The organism is Metabacillus sp. cB07, from assembly GCF_016839225.1.
Classification (GTDB): Bacteria; Bacillota; Bacilli; order Bacillales; family Bacillaceae; genus Bacillus_P; species Bacillus_P indicus.
This window is the reverse complement of sequence record NZ_CP069296.1, coordinates 698697-725669: the sequence shown is the minus strand read 5'-3', so window position 1 is coordinate 725669 and position 26973 is coordinate 698697. Positions and strand designations below refer to the sequence as shown.

Annotated in this window: 25 protein-coding genes; 4 read left to right on the top strand and 21 right to left on the bottom strand. The window is 46.0% G+C overall.

Going from position 1 to position 26973, the window contains the following annotated elements; genetic code table 11:
• Positions 1–9: 9 nt before the first annotated feature.
• The 9 genes from JOJ89_RS03755 to hmpA all read right to left on the bottom strand — a co-directional run bounded on the left by JOJ89_RS03755 (position 10) and on the right by hmpA (position 9735).
• Positions 10–1305 (bottom strand): arsenic transporter, encoded by a 1296-nt coding sequence (locus tag JOJ89_RS03755; protein WP_203289623.1) that lies wholly within the window; start codon positions 1303–1305, stop codon positions 10–12.
• A gap of 15 nt (positions 1306–1320) precedes the next feature.
• A complete protein-coding gene (locus JOJ89_RS03750; RefSeq protein ID WP_029283451.1) occupies positions 1321–1668 on the bottom strand; it encodes an ArsR/SmtB family transcription factor in 348 nt (115 codons plus the stop codon).
• Positions 1669–1800: 132 nt separating this feature from the next.
• On the bottom strand, positions 1801–3048 hold the full coding sequence (locus JOJ89_RS03745) for an MFS transporter (protein WP_203289622.1): 1248 nt from the start codon (positions 3046–3048) through the stop codon (positions 1801–1803).
• A gap of 12 nt (positions 3049–3060) precedes the next feature.
• Entirely contained in the window at positions 3061–3261 is a 201-nt protein-coding gene (locus JOJ89_RS03740; RefSeq protein WP_029283447.1) for a hypothetical protein, read from the bottom strand.
• A gap of 22 nt (positions 3262–3283) precedes the next feature.
• Positions 3284–4621: an FAD-dependent oxidoreductase gene (locus JOJ89_RS03735; RefSeq protein WP_203289621.1), complete on the bottom strand. Its 1338-nt coding sequence runs from the start codon at positions 4619–4621 to the stop codon at positions 3284–3286.
• Positions 4622–4683: 62 nt separating this feature from the next.
• Entirely contained in the window at positions 4684–5133 is a 450-nt protein-coding gene (locus JOJ89_RS03730) for a MarR family winged helix-turn-helix transcriptional regulator (RefSeq protein ID WP_203289620.1), read from the bottom strand.
• 111 nt (positions 5134–5244) lie between these two features.
• A complete protein-coding gene (locus JOJ89_RS03725; RefSeq protein ID WP_029567244.1) occupies positions 5245–6654 on the bottom strand; it encodes a SpoVR family protein in 1410 nt (469 codons plus the stop codon).
• Positions 6655–7108: 454 nt separating this feature from the next.
• On the bottom strand, positions 7109–8311 hold the full coding sequence (locus JOJ89_RS03720; RefSeq protein WP_203289619.1) for an MFS transporter: 1203 nt from the start codon (positions 8309–8311) through the stop codon (positions 7109–7111).
• A gap of 212 nt (positions 8312–8523) precedes the next feature.
• A complete protein-coding gene (gene hmpA, locus JOJ89_RS03715; RefSeq protein ID WP_029283438.1) occupies positions 8524–9735 on the bottom strand; it encodes an NO-inducible flavohemoprotein in 1212 nt (403 codons plus the stop codon).
• A 185-nt stretch (positions 9736–9920) separates the two neighbouring features.
• Between hmpA and JOJ89_RS03710 the strand changes: the two genes are divergently transcribed.
• Positions 9921–10355, top strand: coding sequence for an Rrf2 family transcriptional regulator (locus tag JOJ89_RS03710; protein ID WP_029283436.1), 435 nt, complete (start codon positions 9921–9923; stop codon positions 10353–10355).
• Positions 10356–10470: 115 nt separating this feature from the next.
• The gene (locus JOJ89_RS03705) at positions 10471–12372 is read left to right on the top strand and encodes an alpha/beta hydrolase (RefSeq protein WP_203289618.1); all 1902 of its coding nucleotides are present in this window, start codon (positions 10471–10473) and stop codon (positions 12370–12372) included.
• A gap of 175 nt (positions 12373–12547) precedes the next feature.
• Here JOJ89_RS03705 and JOJ89_RS03700 read toward each other — a convergent pair whose 3' ends face one another.
• From JOJ89_RS03700 to JOJ89_RS03660, 9 genes are all read right to left on the bottom strand, one after another.
• A complete protein-coding gene (locus JOJ89_RS03700) occupies positions 12548–13006 on the bottom strand; it encodes an arsenate reductase/protein-tyrosine-phosphatase family protein (RefSeq protein ID WP_051827411.1) in 459 nt (152 codons plus the stop codon).
• A 119-nt stretch (positions 13007–13125) separates the two neighbouring features.
• The gene (locus JOJ89_RS03695; RefSeq protein WP_203289617.1) at positions 13126–14262 is read right to left on the bottom strand and encodes an ADP-ribosylglycohydrolase family protein; all 1137 of its coding nucleotides are present in this window, start codon (positions 14260–14262) and stop codon (positions 13126–13128) included.
• A gap of 15 nt (positions 14263–14277) precedes the next feature.
• Positions 14278–16383 carry an ADP-ribosylglycohydrolase family protein gene (locus JOJ89_RS03690; protein ID WP_242524658.1) on the bottom strand — a complete coding sequence of 702 codons (2106 nt, stop codon included), beginning with the start codon at positions 16381–16383 and terminating at the stop codon, positions 14278–14280.
• A 126-nt stretch (positions 16384–16509) separates the two neighbouring features.
• Positions 16510–17967, bottom strand: coding sequence for an extracellular solute-binding protein (locus tag JOJ89_RS03685; protein WP_203289616.1), 1458 nt, complete (start codon positions 17965–17967; stop codon positions 16510–16512).
• A 25-nt stretch (positions 17968–17992) separates the two neighbouring features.
• Positions 17993–18871, bottom strand: a complete 879-nt coding sequence (locus tag JOJ89_RS03680; RefSeq protein WP_029567239.1) for a carbohydrate ABC transporter permease — start codon at positions 18869–18871, stop codon at positions 17993–17995.
• A 2-nt stretch (positions 18872–18873) separates the two neighbouring features.
• The gene (locus JOJ89_RS03675) at positions 18874–19773 is read right to left on the bottom strand and encodes an ABC transporter permease (RefSeq protein ID WP_029285291.1); all 900 of its coding nucleotides are present in this window, start codon (positions 19771–19773) and stop codon (positions 18874–18876) included.
• The gene (gene rbsK / locus JOJ89_RS03670) at positions 19766–20662 is read right to left on the bottom strand and encodes a ribokinase (RefSeq protein ID WP_203289615.1); all 897 of its coding nucleotides are present in this window, start codon (positions 20660–20662) and stop codon (positions 19766–19768) included. The genes JOJ89_RS03675 and rbsK overlap by 8 nt, the downstream gene beginning before the upstream one ends.
• A gap of 11 nt (positions 20663–20673) precedes the next feature.
• Entirely contained in the window at positions 20674–20985 is a 312-nt protein-coding gene (locus JOJ89_RS03665) for a DUF4387 domain-containing protein (protein WP_203289614.1), read from the bottom strand.
• A complete protein-coding gene (locus JOJ89_RS03660) occupies positions 20982–22334 on the bottom strand; it encodes an acyclic terpene utilization AtuA family protein (protein ID WP_203289613.1) in 1353 nt (450 codons plus the stop codon). The genes JOJ89_RS03665 and JOJ89_RS03660 overlap by 4 nt, the downstream gene beginning before the upstream one ends.
• Before the next feature lie 203 nt (positions 22335–22537).
• Here JOJ89_RS03660 and JOJ89_RS03655 point away from each other — a divergent pair, with 203 nt between their 5' ends.
• Positions 22538–23191, top strand: a complete 654-nt coding sequence (locus JOJ89_RS03655; RefSeq protein WP_203289612.1) for a M23 family metallopeptidase — start codon at positions 22538–22540, stop codon at positions 23189–23191.
• Positions 23192–23405: 214 nt separating this feature from the next.
• Positions 23406–23657 (top strand): YhdB family protein, encoded by a 252-nt coding sequence (locus JOJ89_RS03650; protein WP_029567235.1) that lies wholly within the window; start codon positions 23406–23408, stop codon positions 23655–23657.
• 694 nt (positions 23658–24351) lie between these two features.
• On the opposite strand, the gene JOJ89_RS03645 is transcribed toward JOJ89_RS03650, so the two are convergent.
• The 3 genes from JOJ89_RS03645 to JOJ89_RS03635 are packed head-to-tail and all read right to left on the bottom strand — an operon-like array spanning position 24352 to position 26670.
• Entirely contained in the window at positions 24352–24879 is a 528-nt protein-coding gene (locus JOJ89_RS03645; RefSeq protein WP_203289611.1) for an NADPH-dependent FMN reductase, read from the bottom strand.
• Between the two features lie 17 nt (positions 24880–24896).
• Positions 24897–25535 (bottom strand): response regulator, encoded by a 639-nt coding sequence (locus JOJ89_RS03640; protein WP_203289610.1) that lies wholly within the window; start codon positions 25533–25535, stop codon positions 24897–24899.
• A gap of 13 nt (positions 25536–25548) precedes the next feature.
• Positions 25549–26670, bottom strand: a complete 1122-nt coding sequence (locus JOJ89_RS03635) for a GAF domain-containing sensor histidine kinase (RefSeq protein ID WP_203289609.1) — start codon at positions 26668–26670, stop codon at positions 25549–25551.
• Between the last annotated feature and the right edge of the window lie 303 nt (positions 26671–26973).

The window sequence follows — 26973 nt, the reverse complement described above, 5'->3', positions numbered from 1 at the left end:
GATTGTATGTTAAATAATGAGCAGCCACAGATAAAGTCCGACAAGCGTGATAAACAATGTTGGAATGGTTAAAATGATCCCTGTTTTAAAATAGGTGCCCCAGGATATTTTGACGCCCTTTAAGCTCAATACATGGAGCCATAAAAGCGTTGCAAGAGATCCAATTGGAGTGATTTTAGGTCCTAAATCAGAACCTATTACATTTGCATAAATCAATGCTTCTCTAAGTGTTCCTGTCGTATTTGTGTCAGCAATAGCCAAAGCATCAATCATGACCGTCGGCATATTGTTCATGACAGAAGACAAGATGGCTGCAATAAAGCCCATTGAGATCGTTGCGGCAAACAGGCCCTGATCTGCCGCTGCCTGAATGACATCAGCAAGAACGGCTGTCAATCCTGCATTCCGAAGGCCGTACACAACGACATACATCCCAATTGAGAAGAATACAATCGCCCACGGAGCTCCCTTTAATACCTTTTTCGTATGCACAGCCGGGCTTCTTCTGGCCATTATCAGGAAGAAAACAGCGACAACACCGGCAACAAAGGATACAGGAATATGAAGGAATTCACTGATAAAATATCCAATCAGCAGTACTCCGAGTACGAACCAGGAAAGACGGAACATTTTCTCGTCTTTAATGGCAGCTTTAGGTGTTTTCAAATCGGCCAAATCATAATTTGCCGGTATGCTTTTGCGGAAGTACAAGTACAGGACAAGAATACTAGCTCCTAAAGCAAAGAAGTTCGGAACAATCATTCTTGAAGCATATTCGATAAATCCGATATCAAAGTAATCTGCAGACACAATGTTCACCAGGTTGCTTACAATCAGCGGCAGCGATGTCGTATCTGCAATAAATCCGCTCGCCATGATGAACGGAAACACCATTTTTTCACTGAAATTCAAGTTCCGCACCATTGCAAGGACAATAGGCGTCAGGATGAGCGCTGCGCCGTCGTTTGCAAAGAACGCCGCCACAAGTGCTCCCAAAATCGATACATAAACAAACATCCGGAGGCCGTTCCCCCGCGCTGCTCTGGCCATATGAAGGGCAGACCATTCAAAAAATCCAATCTCATCTAAAATCAGAGAAATGATGATAATTGCAATAAATGCCAAAGTTGCATTCCAGACAATCGATGTAACGTCAATAACGTCACCAAAATCAACTACTCCAACCAACAAGGCAGCTAAAGCTCCTCCGCAGGCTGACCACCCTATGGAAAGATTTTTCGGCTGCCAGATCACCAAGATGAGAGTTAAAAGAAAAATACTGGATGCTAAAAGTACTGAAGTCAATCTTTCTTCCCCTCTCTATTCACATGATATACGAAGACCCTGTGTTTCTAAATCTGCCAATAAGTTATTTTGCTCCGGCAGGTGTTGCAGTAAACCTTTCAGAAAAGGATAAACGTCATTTTCTTTATTTATAGAATAAAAAATCCATTGTCCCTTTCGGTTTTCCTTCACTAGACCGGCATCGCGGAGCTTTCTCAAATGCTGGCTGATTGCGGGCTGGCTAGTTTTAAAAATAGCCGTAAATTCACAGACGCAGCATTCATTCGTCTCAAGCAGCTTCATCATGGTAAGACGCGTTCTGTCTCCGAGAAGCTTAAGCACTTGAGAAACCCGTTCGATTTCTATCGTAGAAGAGACTTCCATTTTGCCGACACCTCCATGTCGAAAATCATTATATAATAAAAGACTTATATAATAAAGAGCTTATGTGTAAAAAGTTTGTAAATGAAAAATTCCACTCCAATAAAAATAGGCCTGGATAGTTTCCAAGCCAAGTCAAAGGGCCCATTCAGACTTGCCGGCCAATACTGATTTCTTTTCAGCATGGAGAAGAATCCAAAGCAGGCCCAATAGAGAAAAGATGACAGCGCCTCCCCAAAACAGATAAGAAAATCCATTCTTAAGGCCGATAATCATATAGCCAAGAAAAGGCCCAAGCGCGGCTCCTGCATCCTGTACAACTGAGTAAAAAGTAAGGAACGTCAGGGCTCCGGTGTGTTTGGCTGCGTCTATCGCAAGAGTATCGGATAAAGTTGTAACAGCTGTCGCACACAGAAGAACTGCAACGGCAGCAACAATCCAGACTTCAGCAGGCAGGTTATATGATATAAGGGAAAACGACAGCGAGCTAAAGAACAAAGACCCTATGAACAAAGGATTCCTGACTGATTTCTGATCAGACCACCTGCCGATTTTCTTCGCCAGCAACGGCTCCCACATCCATCTTGCAGACTGGAGCAATCCGGATAAAAAAGTGACGCTGATGATTAGTCCCGCCAGAGAAATTTCTTTTCCAAAATGATGATTGATAAGAGAGCTCAAGGTGGCTGTAAGAACTCCCTGAATGAGAAGCGTGATGAAAAAACCGCTGACGATGATCAAAAGCTTTTGCCTATATTCAAAGGAAAAAGAAGAGATATGCTGAATCTTTTTTTCTTTTTCCGCCTGTTTTTTCTCAGAAAAACCGAGCAAAATGAGGGGGATACCAATTAATGTGATGAATCCGAAAACAATAGAAACCGCTGTTAAGCCGAAGTATGGAACGAGCAGGCCGCCGATAAGCATTCCAGCCAGACTGCCCAGACGGTAAATGCCGTTGTATGAGCCCATAGCTTCTCCCCTGCGGCTTTCATCCGAATACAGCGCAACAGCGGACAGTCCACCGATCCTGAAGAACGACCAGGCAATTCCCCACAAGCTTCTGAGGATAATCCAGGCAATGAATCCTTTAAAGAGCCCATACCCAAGCGTAGTAAGTCCGCCAATACACACAGCGATAAGCAAGCCGGTTTTCAGCGGTATTCGTTTGTACAGCCAGCCCACAGCAGGTCCGACAGGCAGACGAATGAACCGGTTAATAGAAAGCAGAATGCCAACCTGCCAGATGGAGTCCAGTCCCGCTTCTTTCCAGAAAATCGGAAGAGCAATATACAGCATGGAATCTCCCAGCAGGCTTAGCGCTGTAATGACAGCTGTAAGTGTGATGATGTTGTGATTTTTGGTCGTGCGGGGTTTTTTCGCCATGCTGCCACCTCTTTACTTCTTTTTCAGCTGATCAAAAGCGAGCAGAAACTGCTGATAGCTTTCTTTTCCCAAATACGTTTCCTGCGACTGAAACAGACGTTGAAAGGTCTTGTCAAAAGCCTCTTCATCCGTGCATCCAAATGCATTTATCATCAAATTCATATAAGCAATAAAATACTCTTTCCGCAGTGCTCCTGCATGATTGATGACCATTCCCATCACTCCGCCTTTCAGTTTAAGAACAGCAGGATTCTGTCTTGCTGCTTTTTGAAAAACTCACGCTGCACACCCCTGTTTCAGGAAGGTCAAGATCCACTTTTTCTGCCGCAGCAAAGTCTCCGCACAGGTGTGCAACTACTGAACGGACCTGCTCATACCCTGTTGCCATTAAAAAGGTTGGAGCACGCCCATAGCTTTTTGCACCGACCATATAAAAATTCTTCTCCGGCTGGCGCAATTCCTTTTCACCGTGCGGCCGGACGGTACCGCAGCTGTGCACGTTGGGATCGATTAACGGGGATAAAGCGGATACGCTTTCTGTTGCAGAATCAATGGATATCCGCAGCTCGCTGATGATGCTGAAGTCCGGTCTGCTTCCCGCATTAACTATGATTTCGTCAAAGCCTGAAAGCTGCTTTGTTTCTCCAGATTGAGAACCGATCAGTTCGATTCCATTATCCGACTTTTTCATAGATTGGATGAAAAACGGTGTTTGGACTTCTATCACCCCGGCATCGACAAGCTGATGAACCCTGCTTCCCAAAGCCCCCCTTGCAGCAAGCGCGTCCTTCTCTTCTCCGCCGTATGCATCTACCGCGTTCTGCTTGCGCATCACCCAGACAATGTCCGTTTCAGGGTGTAATTCCTTAAGTTCTGCCAGTTCAAGCAGCGCATTGACTGCAGAATGCCCTCCGCCGATCACAGCTGTCCGCTTCTTTGCATAACGCTCCTTTTCTTTTCCGGCAATATCAGGGATTCCGTAATAGATTTGACCGCTCAATGCTTTTTCTCCGCTGAGCCAGATGCCGCTTGAAGCAGCAGGATTTGGATTTCCCCATGTTCCAGCGGCATCAATGACTGCCTTTGCTTCGAAAATTTGAAGGTCTCCTTCTTTTTCTGCATAGATGACAAACGGAACTTTTTCCCTTCCCGCGGATTTCATCTTATCGATCTCTTTTTTCCCGACTGATAGAACCTTTGTTTTCGTGTGGATAAAAGGATTTATTTCAGGAAGATTCGACAGAGGCGCCAGATAGTGATCAACAAGCTCTTTTCCATAAGGCAGTGCATCCAGTTCAGGCTCCTGCCAGTTATGCTTCTTAAGCAGTGCGGCCGCAGCTTTATCAATGTTATAACGCCACGGTGAAAATAATCTCACATGACCCCAGGACAATACGTTTGCCCCCGCCTCCCCTGCTTCCAGCAGGAAAAAGGCTTCTCCCCGTTCAGCCAAATGTGCAGCAGCTGCAAGGCCGACTGGCCCTCCTCCTATGATGGCAACCGGCAATTTCTTTTCCTTGGGCGCTTTTTCCGTGGCATTGCAGCATGTGTTCACTTTTACATCAAGTTTCATTTAAAACCCTCCATAACTATTTTTATTAATACTTGCATATTGCAAGTATTAAACTGAAGAAATCACCCCAAAGGAGTGGTGCAGCATACACTGGACTTCGCCATTGCTTCATTTAACAGCTTAATCGAGCGGATAACCGTTTCTTTTTCAAACTCATTCATGTGCGAAAAAACCTCGTTCAAATAGGCATTCATCTGATGATCAATCGTTGTTGCCACATACTTTCCCTCTGTTGTCAGTGACAGGATATGAACTCTGCGGTCATCAGGGTGAGGGGTTTTTTTCAGCAAATTCAGCTTTACCAATGACTGGACCTGTCTACTGAAAGTTGTGATATCCGTGCCAAGCACTTCTGCCGCTTCCTGCATAGACGGGCAGGTCATCTTTTCCACTTCATAAAGGATATGGCTTTGTATTAAAGAAATATCAATTCCTCCTGCTGTACAGCAGTTCTTGTTCAACAGTCCGAAACGGCGGGTCATGATTTGAAACAACTCACGCGGGTTTTCCATTTTTTCTCACCTCATACTTTATTTATACGCTTATTACTTGTAAAATGCAAGTGTTTTTCAAAAAACAAACTGGCCTGCCAGACGTTTAGTCTTTTCAGCCAGTCCCTGCACTTATAAATACTTCCTGTGAATCGCCTTCCCGTCATACGTGAACAGTACCGGCTTGCCTTCGAGCACGGACTCCATATGAACCGCGCGGCCCCACAGCTGGTGAATGTACGGCAGCACTTTTTCCAGGTATTTCAGATCAAGTTCAATGTCCTCAAACCAGTGCTTCAAATACAGCTCATTGTTTTTGAGGTAATCGCCGTCATTCACCGTAATATACGGGAATCCTCCGTTTACTCTCATATTGATCAGCTGATCGCGGACATGCTCCCATTCTTTGTCGACAACCTTGTAATCTCTCCCCTGCTTCTGGAAAAGATACATATCTTCACGGGTGACGAGGTCCTTCGTTAAATAGTTCCGGATAAAGGAAAGATCTGATTCGACCTCGCGCACCTCAAACATTTTCTCCCGGCCGGAGTTCGGTTCTGCTCCACGTCTGATCATTTCCTTTGTCGGGTTATTGTACCGTTCCTCAATGTCTTCAAAGATTTTGAGACCGAGGTAATAAGGGTTGATTCCGGTCTTGGACGGCTGGACAACGCCAGCGTTGAGCTTGGCATACTCAATGGATTCTTCTGTGGAAAGATCAAGTTCTCTCAAAATCCGCTGATGCCAGAAGGATGCCCAGCCTTCGTTCATGATTTTCGTTTCAAGCTGCGGCCAAAAATAAAGCATCTCTTCGCGCATCATCGTCAGAATATCACGCTGCCAGTCTTCGAGGTCACGGCTGTACTCCTCAATAAAGAGAAGGATATCCTTTTCAGGCGCTGGAGGGAATTTTTTCTTTTTCTTTGCCCGCTCAGACTTAGGTTTGTCCTTTTGATCCAGCCCCCAAAGATCATCATAAGGTGATGCTTTTTTCACATCCTCTTCCTCTATATCCTCCATCGTCCAAGACAGCTTTGGACGCATAAGCGAAGGATCAATGTGCTCCTGAATCGCAAGCACCGCATCAAGAAATGTTTCAACCTCGGCTCTGCCATGCTCAATTTCATACTGCTTGATTCTGTCGGCCGTAGCAGCCATGCTCTCAACCATATCACGCTTTGTATTCTGAAAACGGCTGTTGTTTTTGAAAAAATCGCAGTGGGCCAGAACGTGCGCCACGATCAGTTTATTTTGGATGAGCGAATTCGTATCCAGCAAAAACGCATAGCAGGGATCCGAGTTGATGACAAGCTCGTAAATCTTGCTCAGCCCCAGATCATAGTGAAGTTTCATCTTGAAAAATTGTTTCCCAAAGCTCCAATGTGAAAAACGGGTCGGCATTCCATAAGCGCCAAATGTATAAATAATATCAGCAGGACAAATTTCGTACCGCATCGGATAATAATCGAGCCCAAATCCATCCGCAATTTCCGTAATCTCCGCAATCGCATATTCCAGTGATTTCCGGTAGGCTTCGTTCACACGTTTTCCCCCTATCTCGTCTTTAAGACAATGTATGAGCGGGAAGGGAAAAACATGAACAGACATTGCGTTCCGGTCCTTTTTCTTAGGGCGAATCGATGTTTTTTGTTGAAAAGGTAATGATTCGCTCCTTTCCTTACCCTCCCCAACCGTTTTTTCGCTCTACCTGGGTACGATTCCCTCCTTTGCTTACCCACCCCAATCGTTTTTTCGGTCTACCTGGGTACGATTCACACCTTTGCTTACCCACCCCAATCGTTTTTTCGGTCTACCTGGGTACGATTCACACCTTTGCTTACCCACCCCAACCGTTTTTTCGGTCTAGCTGGGTATGATTCGCTCCTTTCCTTCCCCTCGAGAACCGTTTTTCGTTCTGGCAGGGTAAGAAGAACTCCGGGAATCTAAAAAAGAGCCCACAAAAAAACATGAACCCCAAAGGATTCATGTTTTCTCATTAATGTTCAGTTTTAACAACCATTTCCCGCTTCAATGACCGCTTCTGCCAGATCATTGTCATCACCAGTGTGACAACGAGGAAGACGAGTCCGAGAACAAAGGGATACAGAATCTGGACATCATACAGCATGCCTGCAATCGTCGGCCCAAGCACGTTTCCAATACTCATATAGGCATTGTTCATCCCCATTGCAAAGCCCTGTTCGTTTCCGGCCATTTTAGAAATCAGGGTGTTGAGCACGGGGCGCAGGATCGAAGTTGCAAGGAAGATAAGCAGCGTAATTCCGAAGAACAAGACATAGCTCGTTGCAAACAGTGAAAGCAGGAATCCTGCAGCTGCAACCGCAAGGAAAATATTGAGCACAATTCCTTCACCGAAGCGTCTGACAACACGGTCTACAACAAACAGCTGGACAATGACACTGATAATCCCGGTTGATGTAATCATCAGCGCAATCTCCTGCGGCGTCGCGCCAAACTGATTGTCAACAAACAGGCCAAGCACAGATTCATACGCCATGAGGCCAAAGCTCATGACAAGCGTAATGATAAGAGGCACAAAGTAAGGCATTTTCACCGAGCGCACCATTTTACGCGCCATGGATTCATTGTCCTGAGGCATCATGGCAGCTGTCGTCATTTTTGATTCACTGTCTTCAAGCAGCACAATCGAGAAGATAACGGCTCCCAACGAAACAATCGCAGAAATCAGAAACGGCATTTTCAGCCCGAAATCCGCAAGAAATCCTCCGATGCCGGGTCCGATGACAATCCCGAGAGACATTGCAGCAGAAACAAAGCTGTTCCCTTTTGCACGCTGGTCCATCGTCGTGATGTCCGCCACATAGGCAAAAATGGCAGGAACAAGCAGAGCCGCACCAATACCGCCGATCACACGGGAAGCATAAAGCCACCAGATCGAATCAACGGCGTAAAAAACGAACATGGATAGGGTCAATCCTGCCAGCCCGTAAATAATCATTTTTCTTCTTCCGTACTGATCTGCCCATTTCCCTGCTATCGGGGAAAAAATGAGCTGAGCGCCGGCAAAGATAGCAATCATCAAACCTGCGGCAGTGCCGCCCTGATTGATTGATTCAAGATACGCAGGCAGGATCGGAATAATAATCCCAAAGCTGCCGATGGCAATAAACATGTTGACCATCAAAATAAACATTTTCTTTTTTTGTTCTGCAGACAAAATGACAGCCCCGCTTTCTATAGTTAACGAATGTTGTAAGCATTATTTCAGCAAATACTTAACTATGTTAAATTGTTTGCTGCCCCATTGTCAATGGAAAGCACCCCCGCCTCGTACTGTTTTGCATCACAGAAAAAACCGGGAGAAAATCTGGTTGACTTTCTCCCGGTTTACTATCAACATTTTGATGTCATTTTAAACAATTGACGAATTTAGGAGACTGTTTCAGGAAGACTCTTCATATCAACAGCAGGCCCAAAAAACTCAGAATGGATCTGCTCTTCTTTGATGCCGAGCTCAGCAAGCATGTCGATGACGCACTTCATAAATCCGACCGGACCGCAAACATAAAAATCTCCATTTTTCGTTTGAAGCATTTTCTCCAGATCCTTCTTCTCGATCTGTCCTTCTCTAAAGAAGTTCCGTTCTGTGCAGTCTTCGTTCAGCGGATTGCTGTAAATGGTGTAGACACTGCTGTTTGGCATGTTTGAGCAGAGAGCCGCCACTGTAGATTTAAAGGCATGTGTTCCGCTGTTCTGCGTGGCATGAATAAAGGTCATTTCACGGTCACGCTGTTTTGCAGCAAGTGACGCAAGCATGCTCATGAAAGGTGTTACGCCGACTCCACCGCTGATAAGGGTTACAGGAGTTTCAGCCTCTTCGTTAAGTATAAACTCGCCTGCCGGAGCGCTGATTTCAAGCGTATCTCCAGCTTGAATGTGACTGTGAAGGTAGTTTGATACTTTTCCTGATTCCAGTCCTTTTTCTTCGCGCTTGACCGAAATTCTGAGATAAGGCATTTCAGGTCCTCCTGAAAGGCTGTACTGCCTGTTCATCGTATACGTTTCTCCAGGTATTTGTAGTCTTACGGTACAATATTGACCCGGTTTAAATTGTGGTTTTATCGCCTTATTTTCAAGGTAGAAAGATGTAACTGCATCGCTTTCTTTTTCGATCCGTGTAACGGTAAACGGCTGGAAGCCTTCCCATATAGCTTTGCTGTAGAGATTTTTTTCTGCATTGATAAAGACGCCGGCAATCACGCCGTACGCTTCGCCCCATGCTTCAAGAATTTCAGGTGTGGCTGCATCTCCCAAAACTTCTTTTATCGCTCCGAGCAAATATTCTCCAACGATTGGATAATGTTCTTCTTTTACCCCAAGACTGCGGTGCTTGTGGGCAATTTGTTCAACTGCCGGCAAAATCATGTGCAGCTGGTGAATATGCAGAGCCGCTGCATAGACGGTGTTTGCAAGCGCCGTCTGCTGCCGGCCCTTTTTTTGATTCGCATGGTTAAAGATATTCAATAGTTCCGGATAATCCTTGAATAAATTGCTGTAAAAACGTGTTGTAATGTCTACCCCTTTTTCTTTTAAAACAGGCACAGTAGATTGAATAATTTCAATGGTTTTTTGAGTAAGCATAAGAGATGCTCCCCTTTTCAATTAAAGTGGTATTTCAAATACATCTTTATCGTACTCCCTCTTCCCATTTAAAGCAATATCTAAAATACATCTTTAACGGATCTGTCACAAATGAGCCTTTCTTTTATTAAAGGACAGACTGTTGTGGTAAGATAAACGTACTTCTTGCAGTGGGGCGATGAGACATGAGGCTGACCAACTACACAGATTACTCTCTGAGGGTGCTGATTTATCTTGCCTCTAAAGAAAAGGGAGAACTGTCCAATATAAAAGAAATAGCTGAAGCATATCGCATTTCGAAAAATCATCTGATGAAGGTCACATACGAGCTTGGAAAAATGAAGGTGATTGAGACAGTCAGAGGGCGCGGCGGCGGCATCCGTCTGGCATTAAGTCCAGAAGAGATAAACATTGGCGCAATTGTCAGACAGACAGAGGATGACTTTAATCTTGTGGAATGCTTTGATCCGGAGCGCAATATGTGCGCCATTTCACCCGCATGCAAGCTGAAGGGTGTCCTGCATAAAGCTTTAAGAGCATACCTTGAAGTCCTTGACGGCTATACACTTGCTGACCTCGTTCAAAATAAATCGATGCTTTCAGAATTGCTGAAGCAATGAAAACTGCCTATGGGCGGTTTTTTCTTTTGTCCAAAAATAGTTCCCATTTTGTTACATAATAATTGAAATGCAAATATACTGGTATTATCTGCTTTATTTCAGAGGAGGAATGCTTTTGAAAACCAAACAAATTTTGCTGCTGATCTTGTTTGCTGTCATTATGATTGCCTTTCCGTCTGCACCCGAAGCATCCAAAACCGGAAGTAAGACCGTTGTTGAAACCATTGCCTCTAAAGCACTAAAAAAGGATGACCGCCCGCATCACCACAAACTCACCTACAAACTTTATTTGCCTGAAGGATACGATAAAAAACGGAAAGCCGGCTATCCCGTCGTCTACCTATTGCACGGCAGCGGAGGAAATGAACACAGCTGGGATGATTTTTTTGGAACGCTTGACAGAATGATTGCGGAAAAAGAAATTGAACCTGTCATCGCCGTCGTCCCTTCTTCCGGAAATTCCTACTGGGTAAATTCAAAAAAGTACGGAGATTATGAGAGCGCTATCATTAAAGATCTCATTCCCCATATTGATAAAAAGTACAATACAGAAAGAAGCCGCAGCGGAAGGTTTATTTCAGGCTATTCCATGGGCGGATACGGTGCTCTACGGTACTCACTCATGTATCCAGATTTATTTTCAGGAGCCACTCTTCTGAGCCCCGCTATTCAAAATGGAGAACCTCCGGTTACATCAGGGGCTGTGACAAGGGGCAGTTTTGGTGAACCGTTTGATCTCTCTGAATGGCATGCACTCAATTATCCTGCAGCCATCCGCCACTACATCAGCCAGCCGCACCGGGTTCCGATGTACATCGTTTCAGGAGATGACGACTGGAATCATCTGAGTGAAAAAGAGGACCTGCCTCCTGATGCGCATAAATACAATGTGGAGGTTCAGGCTGTGCAGCTTTATCAGGAGCTTCACAGAAAAAACCTGTTCGGTCTTGATTTTCCAAAGTGGGAGGATGTTCCATCAAGCCCGGCCGAGCTCAGAATTGTAAACGGCGGGCATGGGCTGGATGTATGGCTGAAAGGGTTTGAAGAAGGTATCAAGTACATGTTCGGCAAGCCGGAAGGCACTGAATTCTCGCCTGTCTACCGTCCGGATGATTATATAAGTTCAAAAAATGGAGCCGTTCAGAGCCGCACGTTTCACTCTGACAGCTTATCAAAAGATCTGTCCTATGTTGTGTACACCCCGGAAGAATACGGAAAAGACCCGACTAAACGCTATCCCGTTCTCTATCTGCTTCACGGGTCATATGGAAATGAAAAAAGCTGGGATTCATTCTGGCCGATTTTAAACAAAATGATTGAAGAGGAAAAAATCGAACCTGTTATTGCGGCAGCGCCGGTAACGGGAAACAGCTATTGGGTGAACTCAGAGAAATACGGTGATGTGGAAACAGCCGTCACACAGGACCTGCTGGAGGAAATTGATGCACAGTTTCGGACCATTGCTGACCGGAGCGGACGCGGGCTTGTCGGCTATTCAATGGGAGGATACGGAGCCCTGCGCTATTCACTTGTGTACCCCGATCTGTTTGGAGCTGCTTCCCTGCTGAGTCCGGCCATTCAGTCAGATGAAGCGCCAAGCACGTCAGGGGCAGTTGAGCGCGGCTCATTCGGAGAGCCCTTTAACCGGGAACGCTGGGAACAGCTGAATTATCCGCGGGCGCTCGAAACTTACGGAAACCAGCCGCATGAAGTACCTCTTTTTATCATCGCGGGAGATGATGACTGGAACCATTTAAGCGAAAAAGAAGACCTTCCACCTGACGCTTGGAGATACAACATGGAAGTCCAGGCCGTCACGTCCTATGAGCGGATTCACAGATCCAATGTATTTAACAGGCCTTTTGAAAAATGGAGCCCTGTACCAGGTAGCCCGGCGGAGCTTAGAATTGTTAACGGAGGGCACGGCATGTCCGTCTGGGCAGCAGGCTTTGAACAGGGACTGATGTATATGTTTGAAAATGGTTTGTCTTCGGCTGAACAGGGTGCTGGAAACTGAAAATGCAAAAAATAACAAGAACTGCGTCCATCCGACGCAGTTCTTGTTTGGTATATAGATTAATGGAACGAGCCAGAGAAAAGAGTGGAGATTGTGAGAGATAATGAAGATATCCATGAAAGAGGCAGCGGGAAAATGGTTATGTACGCTTGGCATCCGCCAAGCTTTTTTACTTTTACACAGCAGAAACCGTATGATCAGCTTGTTTTCCTTCCATCGATTCATACAAGCGCTTTACCCTCATTGCGATATCATCGCAAAGCTCCTGGTAGTGGGCAAACTCCTCCTCCTCGCTGTCAAATGCGTAAAGGGAAAGGTTTGGAAGGTTCCATGAAAGCACGTTCTCTGTTTCCCCGTCTACAGGGGGCGTTTTCTCCTGTTTGTAATCGTACATTTGAACAACGATATCCGCTTTATTTAACAGGCCAAGGTCAATTTTCTCAGAGTCAGAGTCTTCCATGGACATGTTCACTTCTTTCATTGCTTTCACACAGACAGGATCGACTTGAGTTTTGGCAAGGCCGGCACTTTTAATTTGCCATTTACTGGAGAACAATTTCTTTGCCCAGGCTTCTGCTATTAAGCTCCTGCATGAGTTGAAATAGGACAGAAAGTAAATGGTAGGTTGTCTCATCGCTGTACCTCTTTCTATGAGTTTGTATTATTCTTTACCCGCTCTTAACAAGAATTACACGTTTATTTACAACCATTTACTGTTAATCTTAAGGAATTTTGGAAAATACCACTGCTGTCCTACCTGCCAATTCGGGAAAATCGCTTTTGATGGCTAGCCAGGTCACTTTCCAAAATGGGTGTCAGCGTCTTAAAGGCCGTTTGGGCAAGCTGTTTAAAGGAACGCTTATTGACGGCATCAAGTTCCTCCTTGAGCTCTTCCGGTATAGATGCCGCTCCGCAGAGTGCTCCTGCAATGGCTCCTCCCATGCTTGCGATGGAATCAGCGTCATGCCCGTAATTCACACCGCCAATGATGGTCTTCATTGTGTCGCCGCCTGCAATGGAAAGAAGAGCGAGAGCAACTGGCAGCTCTTCAATGGCATGGATCCGGCTTGGAATGTTCGCATTTCCTTTTCCCTGCTTTTTCCGGTCTGAAAAGGATTTTACGGTATCAAAAGGTTCCATCGCTGTCCGTATATCTTCACGTGCCGATAAAACATCAAGGTGTCCCGCTGCCGCGTCAAGAACAGCTTCTATCGCAAGCTTTGTTCCATCTTTGGCAAGATCTCTAGCTGCAGCGAGAATGCTCTGCACGCTTGCATCCATGCTCATCGCTTCTGCAATGGCCGCTGCCATGACTCCCGCAGCTTCCCTGCCGTAGCTTGTCTGATGGGCACCTGCAAGGTCAATCGCTTCCCGGTAGGCACGCTCCGGATCACCCGCATTCATGATGCCTACCGGACTCATGTACATCGCCGCCCCGCAGTTCACCATGTTGCCTTGTCCAGCTTCACGCGGATCTACGTTTGCAAGCCTGTGTCTCAGGAATAAATACTGCTCCGGGTAATAAAGACGGGTAATGACAGGTGCCTCTTTTTTCAGCTCAGGAATGTAGACCTTGTGCTCTGCAATTTCTTCTACAAGACATTCAGCAATGTCATAGGCTGTCAGATGTCTCTGCTTTTTTTCATATACCCTGAGAAGCGCTTCTACCATCAGCGTATCATCCGTAATATGGCCATTGCCCTTTTCAAGAGGCCGCATGTTTCCAGGCTCCTTCCAGGCATTGCTTGCAGGTTCCCGGAAGGTTGTCACAACTCCGAATTTCTCTCTGATCACCGCCGGGACAAGCCCTTCAGTAGGTGATCCCATCGCATCTCCGACAGCCCCGCCGTAAATGGCGCCTTCGATTTTATCAAGCAGCTTTGCCTTCATATCCTTTCCCTCCTTCTACAGCTCTTTACACGCAACATTCGAAAGCAGCGCCTCGCCTTTTCCAAGCACAGAAAAACCGAACATGCCGGATGCAAAGCGGCTGTCTTCTGCAGAAAAAATCTTTTCATCATTAATGGAAAAGCAAATCTGACTGCCTGTGCATGTGACCTCGAATCTGTATGTTTCGGTATGACTCCATTCATAAGGAACTTCCACCAATTTCTTCACTCCAAAATCAATTAGATGCAGGGACACCTTGTTATGGCCGTCAAACCCCGCCCTGTAATGGCGGTATACACCTTCCGCTCTGGCAATCATCATGTGACAGCCGCCGCTGACCGGCTCCACGTCTGCTGAAACCGTATAATCCCGAGCATAATAGTTCCCCGTAAACGAGGAACATTCTTCATCAGACGAGCATTTCATTTTGCCGTTCTCAAGGACTGCTTTGCCTTTATGATGGGCAAAAGGCATAACGGACTGAAACTCCATTGCCTGTTTTCTGAAATCAATTGTGTAATCAGCCTTTCCGCTGACTTCAAATTCATCAAGATAGAGTTTTCCAAACGCCCTTTCAAGCAGATGAGAAGGGCTTTCTATCATAAATCCGGCTTCATCAATAACCGCACCGTGTGTATCAGGAACGATAAATGAAATCTCATTCCAGGCCCCATTGACGAGTTTGACCGGCTGCAGCTTCAGATTCTCTTCCGTAAACGTATTTCTGACATAAGGCGTCAAAACCACATCTTCCCCCTGCCATTTATCTGAAAACACCTTCATACTGATAGTCTGGCCGCTGCAGATTTTAGGAGAAAAAGCAGGCTTATATTTTTCGTCATTGAACTCTTTTCTGCGGTGGAACGGCTTGTAAAATACTTTTCCTGCCTCTCCTTCAATCATCCGGTCAATGAAGATCTCAAGTGAACCCTTTGTCATACAGCCGATATCAGGGCAGTGCCTGAGAAAAAGCTTAAAGGGAAAATCCGTTTGAAAACCGTGAGTCGATCCCGGAAGGACAAAATCGAAATAGAGATTTTCTTTTTTATAGCTTTTCACGAGCATGTCCGGCGCTTCTTCCCCAGCCAGTCTGCAGCCAAGCAGCGCAAGCTCTTTTGCAAAAGAAGGAATGTCCATGATGTTCAAATAGCCCGAGACACTGGACAGGACGATAGAGTCGTTGATTGGTTTCCGGTAATGATCAGGAATGCTGCCGATTCCATAAAGCACGCCTGCAACGGTTCCGATTTTCCCGGCATTGCAGTCAGTATCCCACCCGCACATCGTCGCGATCTCAATGGTTCTTGCAAAGGAACCCTCTCCGTAGAGCATGGCAAGGATGCACGCTCCTGCATTGGGGATAATATGGCACACTCCGGGGTATTTGTCATAGCCCCAGTTCACCTCAAGAAAATCTCTGCATGCACGGAAATCACCCGGATGTTCCCAATGAAAATCCAGAACTTCGCCTGCGATTTTGGCGTACGTGCTATCTTTTGGAATTGTTTTTAAACCTCTGGCGATCACTTCGTGAATGTCCGAAGCATCGAAGGCCGCCGCAATGCAGGCCGCGATGAACCTGGCCCCGTAAATACCGTTTTTATCATGTGATACACTCGCTGCTTTTGCTGCATAATCGGCCGCTTTTTCCGGATTTCCGGGGAAAAGCAGTCCCCAGGTATCCACGAAAATCTGCCCGCCGATCTGTTCGGCCAGCGTGAGGCCATTTTTTTCTGCCGAACCGGAATACGGAGGCTGAATGCCTTTTTCAAGATTCAGATACGCCGTATGCTCCGTGCTGATCCCTTCACCGCCCCACCAGAACATTCCGATGCCGCTGCGGGTATAATTCAGCCATGCACGGCCAACATCTTCAGCCGTCAGTTCCCGATCCTTCGCGTCATCATAAAGGGCTCTTATAAAAAAAGCCGGTCCGTTCGCATCATCATCTGCCGAAAAGACGTTATAGTCTTTTAAATAGCCGTTTATCTCACCGTACACATCATGTATCCTTTCATATGTCCACTCAAGCGGCTCAACCGGCGCCCCGAGTCTTATTCCCGCATTCATGCCGAGAAACCCTGCATATACCCGCTCCAGATAATCTTCAGGAATCAACATGCATTCCCCTTCCCCTGTTTTCTGTACAAGCTATTCTTTCTACCATACGTTTGGGGAGAGGCAATCATTCTGCTTTTCTTAAAAAATGAGAGACTCTATAAATAGAATCTCTCATTAAGAGGTACATTAGTTTAATTGTTCATTCGCATATTCCGTAATTTCTTTCCCACCGGCAGCCTCCCACTCTTTAACGAACGCATCGAAGTCGTCGAGTGGGCGTTTGCCTGTAATGATGTCTGTGGAGTATTCCTTATAGAGATTTTCCATGGCATCCCAGTTTGCAATGTACCCTTCAGGTAAAATGAACAGGTTATCCTCCTGATAGAAATCGTTGACAAGCTTCAGTGAAGTTTCTGCTTCTTTGCTTAGGAGCGGCTTTTTAAGCGGCATGTCAGGCGTGAATTCTGACGGCTCCCAAAATCTTGCAAACCACTGCTCGTAGTAAGTGTCTGTTAAGTCAATTTCTCCGCTGTCAGTGGTGTAATGCTCCCCTTCAAAACCGAGGCGGTCAATCATCTGTCCTTCCGGGCTTGCAAGGTAATCAAGAATTTTAAAGGCCAGTTCTTTTTTCTCTGATTGCGAGGAAATCGCAACTCCGCGGGCTTCTTTTGTCACATCTGCAGCCCCGAACCCCTGGCCTTTTCCTTTAGCCGGCGGAAGAACTTTCACTGCCGCTTCGTTTCCGTTCGTCTGCATCATTTTCCCGTTGTAAATATCGATTACTTTACCTGCCGTACCGGTAATAACCCCTGCTTCACCATCATAAAATGCCTTTTCTTTCGTATCCCATTCCTTTGTTAAATATTCAGGGTCCAATAAACCTTCTTTGTAAAGCTTTTGATAAAAAGCAAGTTTCTCTTTTTCCTCGGCTGATACTTTGTGATACACAAAGCCTCCGTCTTTTTTCAGCCAGGAGGAAGTGAGCCCGAAGGACATATTGAAAATGGCATTCAGCTCTTCAATATCACCTGCTGCTGTAAAGGCGTACGAAGGCTTTCCCTCGCCTCCCGGAGGATTTGTTTTCAGTTCTTTGAAAAACGCATAGTAATTGTCGATCGTCGGATCGTCCATGAGTGCTTTTGATGAAGCCATCTTGTCAAACCAGTCACCCCTGGTCACCGGCGTTTTTTGGGACAGCGGCTTGATCCAGAGCAGGTACGGATAGTTTTCCAGACGTTTCTCATTCCATGGCTCGAGTTTGTCTTTAATATACTTCGATTTTTCAATATGAGGCGTAAGATCTTCAAGCAGATCCTGATCGGCTATCTGCTGGTCACCGCCCTGAAAATAAATCATATCCGGTATATCCCCGCTCATAAGGAGCAGATTTAATTTTTCCGCGTAATTGCCCTGCGGCATCTCAACAAGCTCAAATTTCACATTTAGCTTCTCGTCCTCTTTCAGCCCTTTTTCCAGCGCCTTAAAATACTTGACAGAAGCGGGATTTGACGGGTTTTCATCCTTCATGACAATTCGGATGGTTGTTGATCCGTCTTCATTTTTCTCAGAGGTTTCCGTTTTTTCAGAGCATCCGGCAGCCGTGATAAGAAAGACAGCAAGAAGCAGTTGAAGACATTTTCTCACGTTTATTCCCCTTTTCTTTTTTAAGTTAATCTTTCACTCCGCCCTCAAGCGCACCTTTTGCATAAAATTTGAGGATGAAGGGATACATGATCAAAAGTGGCACAATGGCAATGATGATGGTGCCTGCCTGAAGTGACGCAAAATCAAGGCTTGCTACACTTTTGTACTCGAGAAGGGTCTGCACCCCGACAAGCGAAGCATTGTCCCGTTCCACGACAAATTGCCTGAGTACGAGCTGCAGCGGCCACTTCCCCGGATCCGTCAAATAAATCGAAGCCCGGAAAAATTCATTCCAGTGAAAAACGGCGTAAAACAGACCGAGTGTCGCCAGTGCCGGCTTAGAGAGCGGAAGCATAATTCTGAAGAAGATATTTAAATGCCCGGCCCCGTCCATCCTGGCAGCCTCCAGAATACTTTCAGGCACATCTTCGAAAAACCGCATCATAATAAACAAATAATAAACATTAATTGCCTTATAAAGGATTAAAGAAAGGTAAGAATCCAGCAGTCCCAGGTCTTTAACCACCAGGTACTCTGGAATTAGACCGGGTTCAAACACCATGATGACAATGAGCAGCACCATAAACAGTCTTCTTCCAACCAGCCGCTTCCTTGTCAGAACATAAGCTGAAAGCGCTGTCAAAAGAAGGTTCAGCAGCGTTCCTGCAGCAGTGATAAAAAGGGAGTTGAACAAGCTCTTCACAATCAGCGGATTGGAAAGAAGAATCTCATAGTTTACGAGAGAAAAACCTTTCGGAAACAACGACAATCCGGTCATTTTATGGGCGTTTTCAGGTGCTGTCAGCGATAGTGCCAGCAGGTTCAGGATCGGCACAATCATCGTCAACGTCACAAGAAACAAACCTGTATATAGAATCACGACCGGCCATTTCATCGTTTTCATCCTCACCACACTCCCTTCCCGGTCAGGCGTTTGGCGAGAAAGTGTGTTCCAAAGATCAGCACAACGCCAATTGCTCCTTTGAAGAGGCTTGCGGCGGTCGCATATGCATACTGACCGTTCAGAATTCCGATTCGGTATACATATGTATCCAGAATATCTACAACACTGATGACTGAATCATTCATGAAGTTAAAAACCTGATCAAAGCCTGCATTCATAAAGAATCCAAGATTTAAAATGAATACGGTAATGACCGTGCTTTTCATCTCAGGCAGTGTAATATACCTCATCTGCTGAAGTCCCGAGGCCCCGTCCATTTTTGCCGCTTCATAAAGAGAAGGGCTGATTTTCATGATAGCCGCCAGATAAATAATGGAATCCCATCCCGCGCTTCTCCACATTTCCGAAAACACAAGGACCCAGCGGATCTGGTCTTTGCTTGTCATATAATCAAGCGAAGGCAGCTGAAAAACATTCCGTATGATATTCACTCCCCCGTCAACCGGATTCAGCAGGCTGATCCAGATGCCTGCAATGACAACCCATGAAAGAAAGTGGGGAAGGTAGACAACAGACTGAACATACTTCCGGTAAGAGGCGTGTCTGATTTCATTAATAAGAAGCGACAGAATAATGGGAATCGGAAAAACAAAAATGATTTTCATCGTGCTGATGATAATCGTATTTTTCAGCACAGTGAAAAACGCGGGCGAATCGAACAAAACACGAAAATGCTTCAATCCAACCCACACATTGTCACCAATAATGCGGTAATCCTGAAAGGCGAGCTTCATCCCGATCAGCGGCACAATATGAAACAGGCTGAAATAGATCAGCGCAGGCAGAAACATCACGTACAAAATCCAGTCCCGCTTGATAAAGGCAAGCTTTTCTCTACTCATTGCTTTTGCCCCTGCTTCTGAATGCCTCCAGTTCTTTATCCGTCGGCATGCCGCTTTGTGCGCCGTGTTTTTCCACGCTCAGGCCAGCTGCAGCTGCAGCAAACTGAACAGCTTCCTTTAGAACCATCCCTTTCGCTGACGCCGCTGCAAACGCTCCGGCAAATGTATCTCCTGCCCCTGTGGAATCAACCGGATTTACTTCTGCGGCAGGTATATGAACCGGCTTTTCGCCGTCATGATAGACGACGCCATGCTCTCCTTTTGTAATCAGCAGCTTGTTGGGATATTTCCTTAACGCTTCTTCCTCCGGCATGTTGAAAAGAATGGCGGCTTCATGCTCGTTCGGCAGAATGTAGGATGTGTTATCAATCAATGATTCCGGAATGGGAACAGCCGGAGCGGGATTCAGGATGACCGTCTTTCCATATCCGCTGAGTATTTCAGCCGCATACTCTATCGACTCCAGCGGAATTTCCATTGAAAGAAGGATCACATCCGCTTCAAGGATGACCTCCATTTTCTCCTCAAGATAGCTCCTGTCTGTTTTGCTGTTTGCACCGGGTATCACAATAATCCTGTTTTGGCCCCGGCAGCTTTCAATCAATGCACAGCCTGTAGGCGCATCCTTTCGTTTAGCCGCGTGGCCGGCATCAACATGATTTTTATCAAGCTCTGCAAGCAGGGACCTCCCGTGATCGTCGTCTCCAACAGTGCCAAACATCATGACCTGCGCTCCAAGTCTGCCTGCTGCCGTTGCCTGGTTCGCTCCCTTGCCTCCGGGAAACATGCTGAAGTCCTTGCCGAATACGGTTTCTCCCATCTTTGGCGACACTTCCGTAACGGCGACCAAATCCATATTCAAACTTCCGATAACAGCAATTTTCTTCATCTTTCAATCTCCTAATCTATTTCTAAGTTCATAAGCGGCGCATGCTGCTGGGCGCCGTATACATCGCGGTCACAAACCGCCCCCGATGAAGTGTTTCTGTAAAACGTCACTTTAAACCCAAGTGCCTGATCATAAAAAACAATGCTCTTCAGCTGCTCCTTTTTCAGGAGGTAAAGTCCGCAAATTGTTTCCTTATTGATTTTCCCGGTCTTCTTCACATGATCGTAGGTCACTCTGTCGCTGAATAAAACATCAAGCGTAATCTCAAATGGCCCTGAGTTTTTGCTTCTGAGGATTTTTGCATATTCTCCAAGTGATGTCATAAAACCTCCAGCCGAAAAGGCAGCTCATTTTCAAGTTTCATAAGATGATAGACGGAAAATTCATAAACAGGTCCAAAATCAATATCACTCGGGGCAAAAGGAAAAGCCAGGTTTCCTGCAGTTGACTTCCTTCCCTCATAGCCAAAATGCAAAAATGTAGAGCGAAGTGACGCGCAAATGCTGCTCGCCATCTCCTGGGTAACAGCGGTCACTTCAAATAGAATGCCAAGCTCATGTCCTGAAAAAACAGCCCGTTCATTTTCACCCAGTACAGCATTTTTGCCGTAGTTGTAAAACTGGATCTGATAGGAGTCAGCAGGTATTTCCTTGTAGTGGCTTAAGACATCCTGTTTTACAGCCTCTTCTACTTCATCGATTTTTTCAATCAGCAGCGGATCGCGGACACCGGCAATCACAAACGTTCTGTATGCCGTCTTCCGAGCGCCTTCTAATTTTATCCAGTATTCATTTGAAGGGATGTACCTGCTTCCTGATACTTCTACAATGCCGCTTCCCCCATCATGAAATGTGCACCCGGATAAATCCAGCATAAAACCGGGACCGTGCAGGAGGTATGGGTGGTCTTTTTCATAAAAGGTATGAGCTGCCACGCTTGCTGCTGTGCATGTTCTGGACGGATTCAGCGCCTGAACCGTGAAAGAATCTTTTTTTATCGTGCCTAAAATGCAGTCTTTCGTAGTTCCCGGTTCTGCACACAGTGCCCCGCATTCAAGGATTTTTCCAAGGTGATACGAAAGGCCGGGATCTTTTCCAAAAAAGATGCCGGCTGCTGCGTATATAGAAGGATCAAATGCTCTTCCGCAAACAATTATGTCACACCCCTGCTCAAGCGCTTGTAAAATGGGTTCATGCCCCATTTGAGCAACAATCGAGTGGGTTTCATTGAGAGTTTGCTCAGTTATATCAGGAACATTGGGGCTCATTTTCTCAAGACTATCCGTTTCCAATGCCTTGATGACAGATTGGTGCTGAATATCAGCCCATATGACGGCGATTTTTGGCTCAGCCGTGATCTCGTTCAAAATCTCATGTACAATGTCAATTGTCCACTCTACGTGGGGTTTTGCACCTGCACCGCCTGCAGAACCGATGATCAGCGGAATCTTATGATCAACCGCTGCAGCAATCAGCAGCTGAAGATCTCTTTTCGCAGCACGCCTTGAAACAATGCCAACTCCCTCGCCAAGCTTATGCGGACCGGCATCTGTTGAACCTGCATCCACTGCAATCACGTGCGGTTTTAAATTCAGTCCATTCAAAAAACTCTCATGCGGAAAACCGTACCCGAGCATGCCGCATGGCGACAGAATTCGTATCTCCCTTTCCATTTCATCCCCCTTGTCCATCTATTAGGTACTTTCAATATATGTAGACTTCTTCATTGTATGAGTGATACCTGCTTTTGGCGGAAGGAATGCACAGCCCTTATGACTCAGGAAAATACTCCCTTTTTTTACAGATTGTAAAATTCCGGTGTACTTCAGGCGGAATATTCTTTATATTAGGAACCATCATACAAAGGAGGAAAAAAATGAAAAAAATTGTATTCTGTGTCGCAGCCCTCGTCTTCTTGCTCGTGCTCTCGGTCCCTTCTTTTGCCTCGGCGGCTCAAAAATTAATTCAGCCTGTCAACAACGCCTATATCACTGCAGGATATTTAAATGCGAAGTATGAACAGCGGTTTGGATTCAAACACTATGGATGGGACCTGACTTCTTCATCAGGCAGCCGGGCTGTATGGGCAAGCGGCAGCGGAACAGTCCTTGCAACAGGCTATGACAACGTACTCGGCAATACTGTTATCGTAAAATATCCAGATGCTTATATTCATTCTACAGGGAAAACCAGAGATTTGGTTTTCAGATATAATCACCTGGATTCAATCGCTGTCTCTAAAGGAACACGTGTAACGAAAGATTCCAGATTGGGCAACTACGGGAACACCGGAAAGTATTCTACCGGGGCTCACCTGCATTTTGAAATCGACACAGACACGGTTTACTATCAGTACTCTCCAACCCTTGCCTCCAGTTCAAATATCATAAAAGCAGGCACCGCCGGAACTGTCCTCTCACCGCGGAGTGTCCTGTACACAAAAGTATCTGACCCTGATAACCAAAGTATTTGGATTGTCGGTGACGGCTACCAGTCATCGTCTGAAGATGACCTGCCATTTATCAACTGACTGTGGCTTTCATTTTCTTAATTGGAACTTGCGGCCATTCCGGCTGCAAGTTCTTATGCACTTATCTTTTCCTGAACAGAACCATTTAACTCACCGGATCTTTATCCCGGGAAAACACTCCCACCCACTGCCTTCGCCCCCTCCAACTTTTACACAGAAAAAAGCCACCCTAACCACATACACTATTCATATCTCCTTCAAAGGAGGAATGAATGTGGAGACAGTCGATTACGACAAAGCCTTATACTACACGCACCGCTCGCAGTGGGACAACCTGCTGATCCTGATGGTGCGCACAAAAGATGACCTGCTCTCAAAACGAATCGAGCAGTTCCTGCACGCCTACAACTTTGAAAACAACTACGCAGAAGTCGAAAAGAAACTCTACTCGCTCCTGCGCTATATAGACCACGCCGTCGAAACCGGCCATGAGCATGAAGAAGCTGAGTATGCTTATTTGACATAGAAAAGCGGAGCCGACTGTTCAGGCCTGGCAGTCAGATAAGAAATCAATGGAAAAGTCCGGGTTTGACTTTTTCATTGATTTTGTTCTGACAGAAGGACTAGGAGGCGGAGCTGGACAATGTAGAAAAGCGGAATCAGCCGTTTAGCTCCGGGAGCCAGATAAGAAATCACCGGAAAAGTCCGGGTTTGACTTTTTCGGTGATTTTGTTCTGGCAGAGGAGTTGGCTGATGGAGCTGGACAATGAGAAAAGCGGAATCAGCCGTTTAGCTCCGGGAGCCAGATAAGAAATCACCGGAAAAGTCCGGGTTTGACTTTTTCGGTGATTTTGTTCTGGCAGAGGAGTTGGCTGATGGGGCTGGACAATGCAAAAAGCGGAGCCGACCTTAGATAAGGAAACAGCGGTAAAATCAGCGCAATTTTTCTTTCTAATCAGTAATCAGCCGTAGCAAAAAAACAAAAATGCCTTTTTTCTAAAAACCTTGTGATCAAGATTGGAGCTCACCCTTAAAAAAGAGCTCATTTTAGGCCTTGAATCGAGCTAACAATCCAATCTCAATGCCTAACAATCCAAATCGCACATCTAACAAGCCAAATAACCTGTCTAATAATCCGAATCAGGCGTGTAACAGTCCAACGCCAGATTCGGGCTCTGGAGCCAAAATAAAACCAGGAGCGGGATCAAATCCCCTCCTGGTTATTTTTGTTTCTGAACATAAAACTCTACATACATTTTCAGTTCTTCCATCAGCTGATTGACAAGTACTTCTGAGTCTTCAAGCAGCTTCCTGTTTTCGTAGTCAAAGCAAATCGGATCAAGGGCAAGCTGCTTTGGAATGGCATTTGCATAAACCCCTCTCATGACGGTTCTCATGTTGTTTAGAGCGTTGATTCCGCCTTTTCCGCCGCCTGCTACTGCAATGAGTCCGACAGGTTTGCGTGCAAAATGGGAACTGCCAAGAAAATCAAGCGCATTTTTTAAAGCCCCGCTCATCCCGCTGTGGTATTCAGGAGAAAGCAGGACAATTCCGTCAGCTTCTTTGACTTTCGCTTTCAATTCCTGTACTGCTTCAATGGTTTCCTGCTCTTCTTCCCCGTTAAAAAGAGGGAGATTCAGCACGCTTAAGTCAATCAGGTCAGCTCCTGATTTTTCTGCAATCGCTGCAGCCGCAAGACGCGTTCTACCGCTTTTTCTTGGGCTTCCGTTAATGACAAGCAATTTCATGTTTCATCTTCCTTTCATTAGTCCAATCCGTTTTTCACCGCGTAGAGTGCAGCCTGTGTCCGGTCTGCAAGCTCAAGCTTTGAAAGGATGTTGGATACGTGTGTTTTAACCGTTTTTTCAGTAATGTAGAGTGCTGCTGCAATTTCTTTGTTGCTCCTGCCTTTTGCAATCTCCTTTAATACATCATTTTCCCGATTGGTAAGCGGTGTCAATGGCTTTTGCTCTTTTTGATTCGTTTGCATCAAGTGAGACATGACGTGGGATGTGACTTTAGGATGAAGCTTGCTCTCCCCGTTTAGCACTTCCCTGATCGTATGGACTAGTTCATCAGGTTCCACATCCTTCAGCTGATAACCTGAAGCACCGGCCTGAATGGCAGGAATGACATGGTCCTGATCGGCATAGCTCGTTAAGATAATGACTTTAATCTTCTGGTTGAACATGCGAATTTCCTTCGTTGCCTCAACGCCGTCCATAACCGGCATGGAGAGATCCATTAAAATGACATCCGGATTTAAGGAACGGACAAGCTCTACTGCTTCCTGCCCGTTTTCGGCTTCTCCCACAATATCAATGTCTTTTTGTGTTTTCAGAAAAAAATGCAATCCTCTGCGGACGACTTTGTGGTCATCTGCAATCAGCAGGCGAATTCCCATTGCCCGTATCCCCCTAAATTGGTAGTCTGATTTCTATTTCGGTTCCTTTGCCGATTTCCGTCCGCACCGCAAAACTCCCTTTCAGCTTGTGCGCCCTGTCCTTCATCCCCTGAAGACCGAGGGAAGGCAGCGGGAGTTTTTCGTTGTAAGAAAACCCTGCGCCTTGATCCTTAATTGTCATGGTTACCTCATTTTTGCATCTGAATATGGAAATGGACGCCTCTTTAACTCCCGAATGTTTTTTACAGTTGTTTAAGGCTTCCTGCCCAATACGCCACAGCTCTTCTTCTGTGCAGCAAGGCAGAGTCTGGACCCCTTGTATGTCTGCTTGGAGCTTTAGACCGAGCACTTTCGCATAATTCATAAGAGCGGATGCAATGCCGTTTTCAAGTCCCTGCGGCCTGAGCTGCCAGATCAGCGCTCTCATTTCTGACAGAGCTTCCTGCGAAAGGTCGCCGACATATGTAAGCATCTCCTGCATCTGTTCTTCTTGGGTCATTTCTTTTGCGCCTCTTGCCGTAAGCATGATAGAAAAAAGCAGCTGGTTAACAGAATCGTGCAGATCCTGTGCAAGTCTGTTGCGCTCAGCAATTAATGCCAGACGCTGCTCATTCTCAACAAGCTTCATGCGCTTCATGGCTGTGCCGATTTGAAGAGCAACAGCCTCAAGCAGAGCAAGCTCCTCTGAAGAAAAATGCGTCTTGTTAGGAGAAGCCACATTCAATAATCCGATTTTTTCATCGCCTGTGCGAAGAGGAACAGTTGCATGATGGGTAATGCCGTTCGTATCTCCCCACTTAAATTCCTCCGCATCCTCGAGGCGTTTGCAGTTAATAATATTTGCTGCTTTATTCAGCCTTCCGTCATGAAATTTATCGATACACCAGCAGTCGCCTTCGCACATCGCCTTTTTGCCGGAAGCTTCAAGAGCCTGCGGAAGACAATGATACGACGCAAGCCTGTATTGCTTGTCGCTGTCGATCAGAAAAATCCAGCCAGTCGAAAGACCTGTCACATCTAAAAGCTTGCCGAGCACATCATCCAGCATCTGGATAAGGTCGTTCGATTGATTAAGTGTTTCAGCAATGGTCTTCAAAGCCTGCAGCTCAAAAATCCGTCTTTCATCTATAGCCATTTTCCTCATCCTCACCTGCGTTGTCTATAGAACCAGTATATCAATCTTTTCCTATCTGATCTCTTGTAAATGTGACTGATTTTGAGTACGACTTTTGATGTAGACACTAGAAAAGCGGAGCCGACCGTTTAGGTCCGATCGGCGGATAAGAAATCACCGGAAAAGTCCGGGTTTGACTTTTTCGGGGATTTTGTTCCGACTGAGGACTTGGGAGGCGGAGCTGGACAACGCGAAAAGCGGAATCGGCCGTTTAGCTCAGGAGGTCAGGAAAATACCTCAACCGGATTCGTGGTTCGTACCCCC

Coding starts and splice junctions, on each gene's coding strand:
- JOJ89_RS03665 (WP_203289614.1), bottom strand. CDS start 20,985: ATGACATCACTTGGAGAATATGCAAAAATCCTCAGAAGCAAAAACTCA.
- JOJ89_RS03735 (WP_203289621.1), bottom strand. CDS start 4,621: ATGAAACTTGATGTAAAAGTGAACACATGCTGCAATGCCACGGAAAAA.
- JOJ89_RS03745 (WP_203289622.1), bottom strand. CDS start 3,048: ATGGCGAAAAAACCCCGCACGACCAAAAATCACAACATCATCACACTT.
- JOJ89_RS03750 (WP_029283451.1), bottom strand. CDS start 1,668: ATGGAAGTCTCTTCTACGATAGAAATCGAACGGGTTTCTCAAGTGCTT.
- JOJ89_RS03730 (WP_203289620.1), bottom strand. CDS start 5,133: ATGGAAAACCCGCGTGAGTTGTTTCAAATCATGACCCGCCGTTTCGGA.
- JOJ89_RS03655 (WP_203289612.1), top strand. CDS start 22,538: ATGAAAAAAATTGTATTCTGTGTCGCAGCCCTCGTCTTCTTGCTCGTG.
- JOJ89_RS03660 (WP_203289613.1), bottom strand. CDS start 22,334: ATGGAAAGGGAGATACGAATTCTGTCGCCATGCGGCATGCTCGGGTAC.
- JOJ89_RS03740 (WP_029283447.1), bottom strand. CDS start 3,261: ATGGTCATCAATCATGCAGGAGCACTGCGGAAAGAGTATTTTATTGCT.
- JOJ89_RS03690 (WP_242524658.1), bottom strand. CDS start 16,383: ATGTTGATTCCTGAAGATTATCTGGAGCGGGTATATGCAGGGTTTCTC.
- JOJ89_RS03635 (WP_203289609.1), bottom strand. CDS start 26,670: ATGGCTATAGATGAAAGACGGATTTTTGAGCTGCAGGCTTTGAAGACC.
- JOJ89_RS03645 (WP_203289611.1), bottom strand. CDS start 24,879: ATGAAATTGCTTGTCATTAACGGAAGCCCAAGAAAAAGCGGTAGAACG.
- JOJ89_RS03680 (WP_029567239.1), bottom strand. CDS start 18,871: ATGAAAACGATGAAATGGCCGGTCGTGATTCTATATACAGGTTTGTTT.
- hmpA (WP_029283438.1), bottom strand. CDS start 9,735: ATGCTTACTCAAAAAACCATTGAAATTATTCAATCTACTGTGCCTGTT.
- rbsK (WP_203289615.1), bottom strand. CDS start 20,662: ATGAAGAAAATTGCTGTTATCGGAAGTTTGAATATGGATTTGGTCGCC.
- JOJ89_RS03710 (WP_029283436.1), top strand. CDS start 9,921: ATGAGGCTGACCAACTACACAGATTACTCTCTGAGGGTGCTGATTTAT.
- JOJ89_RS03700 (WP_051827411.1), bottom strand. CDS start 13,006: ATGAGACAACCTACCATTTACTTTCTGTCCTATTTCAACTCATGCAGG.
- JOJ89_RS03675 (WP_029285291.1), bottom strand. CDS start 19,773: ATGAGTAGAGAAAAGCTTGCCTTTATCAAGCGGGACTGGATTTTGTAC.
- JOJ89_RS03640 (WP_203289610.1), bottom strand. CDS start 25,535: ATGGGAATTCGCCTGCTGATTGCAGATGACCACAAAGTCGTCCGCAGA.
- JOJ89_RS03695 (WP_203289617.1), bottom strand. CDS start 14,262: ATGAAGGCAAAGCTGCTTGATAAAATCGAAGGCGCCATTTACGGCGGG.